Consider the following 12,920-nt stretch of genomic DNA (forward strand, 5'->3'; position numbering starts at 1 on the left):
GATGGCTCTCTTCGTGGATGCGACGGGACGGCCCGGGCCGGCGACCTGGGAAGTGGGAAGCTACCCGGAGGGTAGAGAAGAACATCCCGTCGCCGGAGTGAGCTGGTACGAAGCGGCGGCCTACGCCGAGTTCGCCGGCAAGAGCCTTCCCACTGCGTATCACTGGACCTGGGCTTCGGAAGTCCGATGGTTCCCGGGGGTCATCGCTTCCGAAAGCCACTTCCGTGGCGAAATGACTCAACCGGTCGGAGGGACGGGCACCCTGAGCGGCTTCGGCACGACGGATATGGCGGGAAACGTGAAGGAGTGGTGCTGGAACGAAGGGTCGGATGGAAAGCGGTTCATCATGGGCGGCGGATTCGGCGAGCCCGCCTACATGTTCCTTCAGGTCGACGCTCAGTCCCCCTGGGATCGCCGGCCGAACTTCGGATTTCGGTGCGTAAAACTCGGCTCCCCCACTCACGCCGCCGCGGCTGCAAGAGTCGAGGCCACTTTCCGCGACTTCTGGAAAGAAGAGCCGATATCCGACGAGGTCTTCGAGGCCTACCGCGGTCTGTACGCGTACGACAAGACCGAGCTGAACGCGCGCGTGGAGGAAACCGAGACGACGGCGAACTGGACGCGGGAGAAAGTGAGCTTCGACGCCGCCTACGGAAACGAGCGGGTAATCGCTCATTTGCTTCTTCCGAGGAACGCGGCGCCGCCCTTCCAGACGGTCGTATACTTTCCAGGCGTTTACGGCCTGTTTCAGGAGAGGCTCGTTCCGACGCTCATCGAAGACGAGGGCATGGACTTCTTGCTGAAGAGCGGGCGAGCCGTGATGTGGCCGATCTACAAAGGCACGTACGAGCGACGCGACGGCCTCGTGGGCGGCGGCAAGCCGCCGGGTGTCTGGCGCGACCATGTGATCCAGTGGTCGAAAGATATGGGACGTACCCTCGACTACCTCGAGACCCGGACGGACATCGACAGCGCGAAGTTCGCGTATCTAGGTTTCAGCATGGGCGGAGGAATCGCGCCGGTCTTGCTGGCAGTCGAGACCCGGCTCCAGGCAGCGATCCTGTCGTCGGGAGGCTTATGGATCCGGTACCAGCTCCCGGAGATGGACGGGATCCACTTCGCGCCACGGGTGAACGTTCCGGTCCTCATGTTGAACGGCCGTTACGAGTACTTATTCCCGGTCGAGTCTTCGCAGCTCCCGCTATTCCATTTGCTCGGCACGGCGCCCGACGACAAGAAACACGTGATCTACGAAGTCGGGCACGCTGGCTTGCCTCCCAAGGAGGAAATTCGAGAAACCCTCGACTGGCTCGACAAGTACCTGGGCCCGGTCCGGAGGAACTAGCGCCAGAACGCTTTGAGATCGTACGAGAGCTGGCGGTGGTGTTTGACGGACAGGAACACGATGTCCTTGCCGCGAACGAGATACAGCACGAGGTAGTCGTCCACGATGAGCTCGCGGATGTCGTCGCCTTCGCGCAATCGGTCCTTCAGTCTCTCGGCCAGAGCCTGGGCCTGCGTAGAAAGAATAGAGCGCTCGAGAAAGGAACGGCCGGAAAGAGGGAAGCGGCACAGCTGCGGGACGGCGTCGTTTACGAGCTTCTCGAGGAGCCTGGCGAATGACGAAGCTCCTTCGTCTCCGAGAAAGGCCTCGATGTCATCGAGATTCGCGGAGAAGTTCCCGGTCAAGCGCGGCCGCTTAGCGGCCATGCTTCGACTTGAGCTGCGCGAGGCTCAGCGTTCTTCCCCGCTCCAGGTCGTCGAGACCCCGGAGGGCCTCATCGAGAAGCGTGAGGTGGATGTGCTCCCGTTCGAGTCGATGGTAGTGGTCGAGCCGGTCGGGGTCGATCAGAGCGGCGCAGCTTTCTCCGTTCTTGGTGATGATCTTCTCGCGCCCCTCGGAACGCACTTCCTCGACCAGCTCGGTCAGCCGTGCCCGAGCACGGCTGAGAGGAACGATGTCTTTCGAGGTCAAGCCCATTACCTTTCTATCATAAATAAGGTACAAAATAATGTCAATCAGAACGTAACATGATCGGCGAGATCGTTTCCCGAACTCGATGCCAGCATCTCACCGGACGGAAAGCTCGTGGCCTACGCGGCCGGACCTTTGTTTGACACGAAGATCTTCGTGAGGCAAGTTGCGGGGGGTCGATCCGTGCCGCTGACGGTAGACCTCGACGGAAGGCACCGCTGGCCGCGCTGGCCTCCTGACGGTATGCAACTCTCGTTTCGCCGGCTCTCGTCCCATGGATGGGAAATCTACATCGTCCCAGCGCTTGGGGGACGCTGCCCGTCGACACCCGATACCCGAAGAGACCCTAGAGCTTGCCTGGTCCTCTGACGGCCGACGAGTCGCTTACGCCGCGTGGGAAGCGATCTACGTCGGCCCCGACGACGGGAGCGATGCGAGAAAGCTCGTCGACGTGCGCAAATGAGCCTTGGTCCATCAGCTGGTCCCCGGACGGAAAGCGAATCGCGTTCACCTCGGGCAACCCGGGTTACAAGATTCTCAACGTCGCTCCATCTTCCATCGTAGTAGTCGACGTCGCGACCGGCGAAACGATTCCCGTCACCGACCAGTCGCAACAGAACGTCAGTCCCATTTGGCTTCCTGACCGAAGGAATCTTCTCTACGTCTCTGACCGCGGGAAGGGGGCGAGACGTCTCCCGCGTCTCCATCAGCGGCTCGGGACGACCCTCCGGCGAGCCCGAGCGACTCACTACGGGGCTCGACGTGTTCACGATCTCCTCGTCCGCGGGCGGGCGAACTCTCGCTTATCCGACCGCTCGCCTTCGACAGAACGTGTGGTCGCTGCCGGTTCCAGAAAAAGGTCCAGTCTCGGTGAGGCAAGCGATGCCGGTCACGACCGGAAACCAGGTCATCGAGGCGGCGGGAGTCTCGCCCGGCGAGAAGTGGCTCGTTTACGATTTGAACATAGGTGGCAACGTATCCCGATACAAGCTGCGCATCGGGAGTGGCGAGTCGGTGCAGGTCACCGGAGGGCCGATGGATTTCTATCCAACGTGGTCTCCCGACGCGACCGAGATTGCGTTTCATGCGATGCGGACGGACAACCGAGACATCTTCGTTGTCGAAGCCGATGGAGGAACCGTGCGTCAGCTCACAAACGACAGCGCTCAGGAGTTCTATCCGCACTGGTCTCCCGATGGAGGGCGGCCGACGGAGCGGGGATCGTGCACCGGGACCTGAAGCCGGCGCACGTGTTTGTGGCCGAGCGAGGCGACGCGAAGATTCTGGACTTGGTTGCCGGTCCGGCCCGATTCACCCTCACCGAGCTCGAAGCGGACGAGTGGGATGATGGAGCTCGAGCTCACCGAAAACTGACAACCGCACGCGGCATTCCGTTGCTCGTCCAGGTCAGCGACGAGGCGATAGACGGTCGCACTACCTGTCAGACGTGAACGCGATCGTCGGGAAGACACTACAGCGGCACTGAAGATCAGTTGCTGGAAGTTGTGTCGTATTGCACGTGCAACAGAGGGGCAGCGGTTGCCACCCCGTCGAAGGATTCGGCGGTTCGCTCGCCTGTGCCGGTAATGATGATGACCGCCGAGTTTCCCGCGGCCCAACCCGGCCGGTTGACGATCTCCTGAATCACCGACGCGATATCCGGTGTCTGCTGATCGGGTCCCGCGGCTCCTGCCGTGGTCCACGCGGGAGGAGACCACGGCACCGCGGCGGTCGTTCGCGGCCTCGAGCTAAGGTTCCCGTTCGTCGAGACGAACGTGGAGGCATGATCGACCGCTTCGCCCTGAATGGTAAGCGACGTGGGCTCCGTGTTCGTCTGGTCGACCTGGAACTGGACGAAGGCATTGACGATCTGCGCACCCGGGGGGAGATCCAGGCCGTTGAACCGCATGCCCACCGTTTGATCGCCGCCATCGAAGACCAGCTCGAGATCGGAGCTGGTCAACCTCATGCCTCCGGTGGATCTTTCTTCGGCATCATCCGAGCTCGCCGACACCCGAATCTCTAGCGTGGCGCTGGTGGCGGCTACGGTGATATCCACCGTGGCCACGTTGGAGCTCGCAAGGCCATCATGGGCGTGGTAGGTAAAGCTATCCGCTCCGCTGAAGCCTGGCTCGGGAGTGTAGGTGAACGAGCCGTTTGGGTTGAGCGTAAGATTCCCGTGAGTGGTCGAAGCGTCCAAAACAGCCGTTAGCGGATCGCCATTGGCATCGCTGTCGTTTGCGAGAACACCCGGAGCGGGCTCGATCAACGTTACTCCCTCCGACACGGAGAAAGAGTCGTTCGCAGCAACCGGCGTCGTGTTGCCAGGAACCGTGATGGTGATGGTGATCTGATCCGAGCCTGTCAGCCCCCCGCCGTCGGCAACTTCTGCCGTAATGCTGTGCTGTCCTGCCGACAAATTGCTCGTCGAGAACGAGCTACCGGTACCGATGGGATCGGTCTCCAGATTGGAATGCCACGTGAGGCTGTCTGATAGGTTCCCGTCCTCGTTATCAGAGGCGGAGCCGATAAAGTTGATGACGGTGCCGGTATCGAAGCTGGATCCGTCGGGCGGTGAGCCGATGGTAACCGTCGGAGGCACGTTGATCGAACCTCCGCCGTACTCGATGTGGAGGAGCGGCGCGGCACCCGGCAACCCGTCGAAGGATTCGGCGGTTCGCTCGCCTGTGCCGGTAATGATGATGACCGCCGAGTTCCCTGTCGTCCAACCCGGCCGGTTGACGATCTCCTGAATCACCGTGGCGATATTCGGCGTCTGCTGATCGGGGCCCGCAGCACCGACCGTGGTCCACGCGGGAGGAGACCACGGCACCGCCGCTGCCGTTCGCGGTCTCGAACTGAGCTCCCCGTTCGTCGAGCCAAACGTCGCGGCATGATCGGCGGCTTCGCCCTGAATGGTAACCGACGTGGGCTCCGTATTCGTCTGGTCGACCTGGAATTGAACGTAAGCCTTGGCTATCTGCGCACCCGGAGGGATCTCCAGGCCGTTGAACCGCATGCCCACGGTTTGATCGCCGCCGTCGAAGACGAGCTCGAGATCGGAGCTCGTCAACCTCATGCCGCCGGTGGATCCTTCTTCTGCATCATCCGAGCTCGCCGACACCCGAACCTCGAAGAGGGTACTGTTCGTGGTCACCGTAATGGTGACCGTGGCGACGTCGATCGAGCCGGCCGAACCGTCGTTGGCTTGGTAAGTGAAACTGTCGGCGCCGACGAAACCAACATCCGGCGTGTAGGTGAAGGACCCATCGGCAGCCAAATTGAGCGTCCCACTGCTCACATCGCTTACCAGAACGGCGGTCAAGGTGCCACTATCGACATCGCTGTCATTACCAAGCACCCCTGGGGCCGACAGGTTCAGGCTCGTGCTCTCATCCGTGATGTAAGCATCGTCAACGGCGACCGGGGCATCATTGACCGGGCTGACGGTGATCGTCACCGTCGCCACGTTGGAGTCCGCGATGCCGTCGTTAGCGGAGTAGGTGAAACTGTCCGTCCCGTTGAAATCGAGGTTCGGGGTGTAGGTGAACGATCCGTCCGCAGCGAGGTTCAGGCTGCCGTTGGCCGGACCCACGTCCAAAACCGCCGTCAGCGAGTGCCCGTCCCCATCGCTGTCGTTGTTCAGCACGCCTTGCGCCACCACCGCCAGTGGCGTGTCCTCATCGGTCGCATAGGCATCGTCGTTCGCAACCGGCGCATTGTTGACAGGGTTGACCGTGATGGTGACCGTTGCCACGTTCGAATCCGTGGCGCCGTCATTGGCGACGTAAGTGAAGCTGTCCGTTCCGTTGAAGCCCGGATTCGGCGTGTAGCTGAACGAGCCGTCTCCACCCAAGCTGAGCGTGCCGTTGCTCACGTCGCTCACCAGAGTGGCCGTTAGGGAGTCACCGTCCACGTCATTATCGTTGTCCAGCACGCCCGCGACCGACACGTTCAGCGTCGTGCTCTCATCCGTGATGTAGGAATCGTCAACGGCGATGGGAGCATCGTTGACCGGATTGACCGTGAACGTCACCGTCGCCACATTCGAGTCCTCGATGCCGTCGTTGGCGGAATAGGTGAAACTGTCCGCGCCGTTGAAATCGGGGTTCGGGGTGTAAGTGAACGAACCGTCTGAGCTGAGCGTCAGGCTGCCATTGCTCACATCGGTTGCCAGACTCGCGGTCAAGGGATCGGAGTCGCCATCCGAGTCGTTACTCAACACACCGGATGCCGATACTTGGAATGAAGTGTCTTCATCGGTCGCGTAAGCATCGTCGCTGGCCATCGGCGCAGCGTTGTTGGCATTGACGGTCACCATGATCTGGTCCGTGCCGGTCAGACCTCCGCTGTCGGTCACCGAAGCAGTGACCGTATGTGTCCCGACCGAAAGACCGTTGGAAAAGTCTGTCCCCGAGCCGATGGCGCCGTCGAGGTCCGAGCTCCAGCTCAGGTTCGCCGAAAGATCGCCGTCCTCGACGTCGCCGGCCGTAGCCGAGAAGCTGATGCTGGCTCTCTCGTCGAAGCTCGAGCCATCGGCGGGGGACGTGATCGTTACCGCCGGAACCTGGTTGGTCGAGCTCGCGCTGAATTCCACATGCAGCATCGGTGCGAGGCTTCCCCGAAAAGACTCAGCCGTTCGCTTCCCCGTCCCCGTGACGATAACCACCACAGAGTTTCCGCTCGCCCACCCCGATCGGTCCACGATCTCTTGAATCACCGACGCGATGTCGGGGGTTTGCTGATCGGGTCCCGCTTCGCCCACGGTTGGCCAGGGAGCGGGAGACCAGGGCACCGCCGCCGCCGTTCGCGGCCTCGAGCTGATATTTCCGGTGGACGAGGAGAACGTCGAGGCATTATCGACGTCTTCTCCCTGGACGGTGAGTGAAGTCGCACCCGTGGTCACCTCGTCAACCTGAAACTGAACGTAAGCACTCTGAATCGAAGAGCCTTGCGGTACTCCCACACCGTTGAATCGCATGCCCACGAGCTGATTGCCGCCGCCCTCGAGAACGAGCTCCAGATCGGAGCTGTTCATGTCCATGACGCCCTGAGCACTTTCCTCGGCATCATCCGATTCCGTCGCCACGAAGATTTCGATCGTGGAAGTGCTCGCTTCCACGATGATGGCAACCGTGGTGACGTCGGAGCTCGCCGCACCATCGTTGGCACGATAGGTGAAGCTATCCAAGCCGCTGAAGCCCGGGGCAGGAGCGTAGGTGAACGAGCCGTCGGGGTTCAGCGTGAGAGAGCCTGCGCTGGACCCGGCATCCAGCACCGCGGTCAACGGGCCACCGTCGGCATCGGTGTCATTCGCCAACACACCCGGCACGGGCACGTTCAGCACGTTTCCTTCCAATGTTGCGTACCCGTCTCCGACCCCCACGGGCGGATCGTTCACCGGCGTGATGGTGATGGTCACCGTCGCCGTGTCCGCGGCGCCGAGCTCGTCGATCACTTCATAAACGAAGCTATCCGCTGTCGTCTCACTCCCGTCGTGCACGTAGCTGAAAGTCCCATTGGTGGACAAGGACAATGTGCCATGCATGGCTGTAACGAGCGGAGGTGTTGTCACCGTCAGCGGACCGCTCTCCGGATCGAAATCGTTCGTGAGTACGCTGTCGTTGAGTGCGGCTCCTTCGTCCACCGTGAACGCGTCATCGACGGCGACCGGGGGGTCGTTCGGAGCCGTGACCGTGATGTTTACCGTCGCGGTGTCGGTGCCACCGTTTCCATCGCTCACCTCGTAAACGAAGCTATCGCTCGTCGTCGCGCTGCCATCATGCGCGTAGACCCACGAGCCGTCTGCATTCAACGTTAGGAAGCCGTTCACCGGAGGTGTCATGGGAATGGTGTTCACCGTCAGCGCATCGCCTTCCGCATCGCTGTCGTTCAGCAACAGTCCCGGAGCCGCGACGCTCAGCTCTCCGCCCTGGCCTATCGTGCCCGAGTCACCGACTGCTACCGGCGGATCGTTCACCGGCGCGACCGTGATGCTCACCGTCGCCATGGCCGTAGCGTCGTTCTCGTCGATCACCTCATAGACGAAGCTATCGACCGTCGTCTCGCTCCCGTCATGCACGTACTCGTAGGAGCCGTCTACATTCAGCGTCAGCGCTCCGTTCGCAGGTCCACTCACCGGCGTCGGGTTCACCGTAAGAGCATCCCCGTCCGGGTCGCTGTCGTTCTCGAGCACTCCGGGAGCGGCAACGTTGAGCGTACCGCCTTCTTCGACATCGCCGGTGTCATCCACGCCCACAGGCGGCGTGTTGGACGGGGGAAGCCCCGGAATCGAGAGCTCGTAGATTTCTCCGTCGTTCTCGTTCGGGTCGGAATTGTTGTCCACACCCCGGGCGGCGAGGTAGAGGCTCATCGATGTGGAATCGATACTTCCCGGGGCAAATGTCAACCCGGCTGGCTTGGTGGGACTCGCCGCCGAGATATTGATCGTCTGAAGCAGCACGCCCGACGTGGAAAACTCGAACACCGTATCCGACGGCTTTCCCACACCAAACAGGGTGCCGGTATCGGCGTTGTAAACAATCCCCTCGGGGTCGTCGAGTCCGAAACTTTGCGTATCGAAGCTCGTGACCTGATCGTCGGAGGTGACTCCATCGAAGAGCCCGTTGGGTCCGGGATCGACGCGGTAGACCTCGCGGTTGACACCATCCACCACGTAGAGAACCCCTTCGGGGGCGGCATAGGTAATGCCCTCCGGGTCACTGCTACCGTAGTCGGCCGTCCTGAACGAGGTGACGACATCGTCCGAAGTCTTGTACATCTCGTCGGCGCCGGGATTCAGCTCGTAGACGCTCCGAGTGCCCGTATCATCGGTAAAAAACAGATGGAGGTTCGTGGGGTTGAACGTGATTCCCGTCGGCTCGTCCGAAAAGGGGAGCGTGGGCCAGAAAGCCGAAAGAGAGCCCGTCGTCCCGAGCTCGAAGACGCTCGCGTTCTCATAGATCGGCATCTCGTTGACTTCGCCATCGCTAGCGGCCAGTACACCTCTATGGCTGTCCCAGGTGATTCCCGAGGTATCGGGGCTCGGTGGGTTCCATTGCCAGGCGTGGATCGTCTGCACCAGGCCCGCGACCGAGGTTATCAGCGGCATCGGCTCTGGCGGTGCCACCATCGAGACCTCGAGCAAATCCGTAGTCGTCGATGGCTCGGCCGCCACGGTGAGGTCGGTGGGTTCTCGGCGTCGAGCGCGAGAGAGTCTCTGACTTTCGTTCGAGATGTAGAGGTTCCATATGGAAGGGTCGTCCGTGGCATCCGCGCTCGGCGCAAAGAACATACCCTTCACGCTCTCGAGACCCAATGAAGAAGCGTCCCAGCTTCCGGCGACGAAACCCGACGCCGTGAGCGCGTAGAGCCGATCCCCACTCCGGCTCAGCGAGTACAGACGACCGCTCGACGGCTCGAACGCCAGACCACTCAGTTCGGGGAAGCTATCGCCGGCAAAATCCGCCACCGAGATCGGGACGAAACGGTCCCCGGCGACCGGCTCCAGCACGACGATGCGCGGGCCCGAGCGATCCAGCACGTAGAGACGCCCCGTCCTCGGATCGGATGCGAGTCCTCCAGGGCTCTGAAGCTCCAGGCGCTCGCTCAGATACACAACACGCTCGTCGGGGTCGAACCTGTTAGCTCCTCCGAGCAGAGAAGCCAGACGTCGATCAACGATCGTGATCAGACGATTGTTGCGGTCATCGAACGTTACATTCTGCGGAGCGTCAATCCTCGTGCCGAGGGCGATCCGCTCCCCCAACGTGCCAAACCGGGTTGTCAGGCCCACTCCCGAGAACGAGCGACCGAGGGAGGGGTCGTCCTCTGCGTCGAGAACGAGAAACGAATCTTCCTGGGACGAGAAGGCCACTACCGCGCCGTTCCCTAGCTCCAGCTCGTCTCCCGGGACGCTGCGAACCAGATAGATTTCGCGCCCGGGTTCCTGAGCCAGGCCGATTGCCGCAAATGCTGAAACCGCAACCAGGAATGCGAGGGCCTCGAGTCTTGTGAAGAACGAGACCAGTCCCCTGATATTTCCGACGCCTTGATCGCACATGTCTCCCCGCTCTCATGCGAGACACCGGCCCGGAAAGCAGGGCGGTCGCAGCACTTTCAATCAGCGACTTACTGAGGCCTCGACCGTTCCTGTCGAAAAGCGGGGGGTGCTTCTTCCCAACCCAGCAACCCAGACTGTTTATAAACTCTTGGAAGAGAAATGTAAAGTTGGAACTGATGGGCGAATCGAGCGAAACGGTTCTCAGCCGTCAAAACGAGCGCACGGCGCGAACCCGACGCGGAAAGTCCTTGTCGTCGTAGTGCTCCCGGCCGTTGTCGGGGAAGTCGATGAGCCGTGCCATATCTGCCGAGACCTGGGTCGAGGACCAGTATGTGTAGTTGTCTGCTCGATCCCTCACCACGCAAAAGGATCGATGCAAGGGAGTAACCGAAAGTTCACGCGGTGTTGATGTCCTCGTGATGAGCCGCGATTATCGTTACCTCAGCGCGGACCTCACCAAGAGTGGCGCCACCAGCTCTCCCGGTAGCCACTCTGCCTTTCGCCCAGACCACATGAGGCCGCGCAGGCGCGCCTATTGGCCATCTCTGTTGTTCTGGACCGAGCGGACGCCGGGTGGATCCGATCCGTCGATTCTTGATGCTTGCGCTGTTCTTTCGACGGTCGGCTTTCTTTCTAGTGTCCGAGCCGTGGCGGGACCCGTAATCGATCGAGCCGCCACGGCTCGGGGCTGCTTACGGCGCGGCCAGCGTGCCGGGCTCGCTCCGCTCACGCAGGCTGGACTGAGTTTTCATCAGCCTGCTAGCCGACCTCTCGAAGGGAGAACTGATCTTCTTCGGTGCTCCCTTGCATGGCGGTCAACGATGCTTCGCCGCCCATGATCGTGCTCTGGACGGCGTCGAAATAGCCCGTTCCGACGAACGCCTGGTGCTTCGCCGCGCGGAATCCGTTCGCCTCGTGAGCCAGCTCGCGTTGCTGAAGCTCGGAGTAGGCCAGCATGCCTCTCTCCTTGTACTCCCTGCTCAGCTCGAACATGCCCAGGTTCAAGGAATGCCACCCGGCGAGCGTGACGAACTGAAACTTATACCCCATGGCGGCGAGCTCCTCCCGGAACCGGCCCATGGTTCGCTGATCCAGATTCGCCTGCCAGTTGAACGAGGGCGAGCAATTGTAGGCGAGTAGCTTCCCGGGAAACTTCTGGTGAATGGCCTCGGCGAAGCGCCGTGCTTCGTCGAGATTCGGTCTGGCGGTCTCGCACCACAGAAGATCGGCGTAAGGTGCGTAGGAGAGTCCGCGATCGATGGCCTGATCGAGGCCGGCCTCGACGTGGAAGAACCCTTCGGGAGATCGGTCACCGGTGAGGAATTTGCGATCGCGATCGTCGAAATCGGAGGTCAGCAGATTGGCGGCGTTCGCGTCGGTACGGGCGAGCAGGACGGTCGGAACACCCATCACGTCGGCCGCGAGTCGAGCGGCCACGAGCTTGTTGATGGCTTCCAGCGTCGGCACCAGTGCCTTTCCCCCCATGTGACCGCACTTCTTCGCGGAAGAGAGCTGGTCTTCGAAGTGCACCGCCGCGGCGCCCGCCCGCACCATGTGCTTCATCAATTCGAACGCATTGAGATTTCCGCCGAAACCTGCTTCGGCATCGGCGACGATTGGCGCCAACCAATCGATCGACTCGTCACCATTGAGGGCGTGGATCTCGTCGGTACGAAGCAGGGCGTTGTTGATGCGCTCGACCATCCTGGGAACGGAATCAACGGGGTAGAGACTCTGATCGGGATACATCTCGCCCGAGGTATTGCCGTCGCCGGCGACCTGCCAGCCCGAGCAGTAGATGGCCCTCAAGCCAGCTTGAACGGCCTGAACCGCTTGATTGCCGGTCATCGCGCCCAGAGCGCAAACCACTTCCTCTTCGTGCAGAAGCTTCCAGAACTTGCCAGCGCCACGGCTGGCAAGCGTCTGCTCGATCCTGACGGTTCCGCGCAGGCGAACGACTTCCTCCGCAGTGTAGGGACGCTTGATTCCGTTCCACCTGGGATTGGTTTTCCAGTCTCCCTCGAGGTGCGCGATCTGTTGTTGTCTGGTCATCTCTTATCCCCCGGAGCGATTGTGTCGCGATGTGCTTAGATATATTCGTAAGCGGGCACCGTCAGGAAGTCGTCGAAGTCCTCGTTCTTCGTCATTCGTGAGAACAATCCAGCCGCTAACTCGAAATGGCCGGAGGCGAACCGGTCCCGCCCGGCCTCCCCGGCGATCACCTCGAGCTCCTCCTCGAGGAGCCTGTCGAAGAGCTCGCTCGTGACCGCTCCTCCGTTCGACAACCGCGCACCGTGGCGAATCCATTGCCAGATTTGGGCGCGAGATATCTCGGCCGTGGCGGCGTCTTCCATCAAATGGTAGAGCGGAACGCAACCGTTGCCGCCGAGCCAGGCTTCCAGGTACTGAACGCCCACCCGAATGTTCCCCCGAAGGCCCTCTTCGGTAATCTGGCCATCTGGCACCGCGAGCAGGTCTTCGGGGCCGACGCGGACGTCGTCGCGGGAAACGCCGAGCTGATTCGGTCCGGTCATGACCCTGTCGAAGGGCTCGATGGCCGTCGCCGCGAGACCAGGGTGCGCAATCCATGTGCCGTCATGACCCGCTTTCGCCTCGCGAAGCTTGTCCTCACGGACCCTCTCCAACGCCTCACGATTCTTCTCGGCGTCGTGACGAATCGGGATCTGCGCCGCCATGCCGCCCATGGCATGGGCGCCGCGTCGATGACAGGTTTTGATCAGGAGGTCGACGTAGGACTTGAGGAAGTGACGGGTCATCGTCACTTGTGCGCGATCGGGCAACAGGTACTCGGGGCGGTTCCTCAATTTCTTGATGAAGCTGAAGATGTAGTCCCAGCGGCCGCAATTGAGACCCGCGCTGTGC

At 61.5% G+C, this 12,920-nt stretch carries 8 protein-coding genes; 3 read left to right on the forward strand and 5 right to left on the reverse strand.

Annotation, left to right across the window (positions count from 1 at the left end):
* Nucleotides 1-1,345 (forward strand): SUMF1/EgtB/PvdO family nonheme iron enzyme (locus VEK15_26870; protein HXV64351.1); only part of this gene is annotated, 1,345 nt, incomplete at its 5' end.
* Here VEK15_26870 and VEK15_26875 read toward each other — a convergent pair.
* Together VEK15_26875 and VEK15_26880 are read right to left on the reverse strand one after the other, a co-directional pair.
* Nucleotides 1,342-1,710 carry a type II toxin-antitoxin system RelE/ParE family toxin gene (locus tag VEK15_26875; protein HXV64352.1) on the reverse strand — a complete coding sequence of 123 codons (369 nt, stop codon included), beginning with the start codon at nucleotides 1,708-1,710 and terminating at the stop codon, nucleotides 1,342-1,344. The genes VEK15_26870 and VEK15_26875 overlap by 4 nt on opposite strands.
* Nucleotides 1,700-1,981 carry a type II toxin-antitoxin system Phd/YefM family antitoxin gene (locus VEK15_26880; GenBank protein ID HXV64353.1) on the reverse strand — a complete coding sequence of 94 codons (282 nt, stop codon included), beginning with the start codon at nucleotides 1,979-1,981 and terminating at the stop codon, nucleotides 1,700-1,702. Before VEK15_26880 ends, VEK15_26875 begins: the two co-directional genes overlap by 11 nt.
* An 876-nt stretch (nucleotides 1,982-2,857) precedes the next feature.
* Between VEK15_26880 and VEK15_26885 the strand changes: the two genes are divergently transcribed.
* Nucleotides 2,858-3,214, forward strand: coding sequence for a hypothetical protein (locus VEK15_26885; protein ID HXV64354.1), 357 nt, complete (start codon nucleotides 2,858-2,860; stop codon nucleotides 3,212-3,214).
* Nucleotides 3,199-3,426, forward strand: a complete 228-nt coding sequence (locus VEK15_26890; protein ID HXV64355.1) for a hypothetical protein — start codon at nucleotides 3,199-3,201, stop codon at nucleotides 3,424-3,426. The genes VEK15_26885 and VEK15_26890 overlap by 16 nt, the downstream gene beginning before the upstream one ends.
* A gap of 38 nt (nucleotides 3,427-3,464) precedes the next feature.
* Here the strand turns inward: VEK15_26890 and VEK15_26895 are convergent, their stop codons facing one another.
* The 3 genes from VEK15_26895 to VEK15_26905 form a co-directional block, all read right to left on the reverse strand.
* Nucleotides 3,465-10,037, reverse strand: coding sequence for an Ig-like domain-containing protein (locus VEK15_26895; protein ID HXV64356.1), 6,573 nt, complete (start codon nucleotides 10,035-10,037; stop codon nucleotides 3,465-3,467).
* Nucleotides 10,038-10,796: 759 nt separating this feature from the next.
* The gene (gene aceA / locus VEK15_26900; GenBank protein HXV64357.1) at nucleotides 10,797-12,089 is read right to left on the reverse strand and encodes an isocitrate lyase; all 1,293 of its coding nucleotides are present in this window, start codon (nucleotides 12,087-12,089) and stop codon (nucleotides 10,797-10,799) included.
* Between the two features lie 35 nt (nucleotides 12,090-12,124).
* On the reverse strand, nucleotides 12,125-12,920 hold a 796-nt coding region (locus tag VEK15_26905; GenBank protein HXV64358.1), incomplete at its 5' end, for a malate synthase A.

Source organism: Vicinamibacteria bacterium (assembly GCA_035620555.1).
In the GTDB taxonomy this organism is placed as follows: domain Bacteria; phylum Acidobacteriota; class Vicinamibacteria; order Marinacidobacterales; family SMYC01; genus DASPGQ01.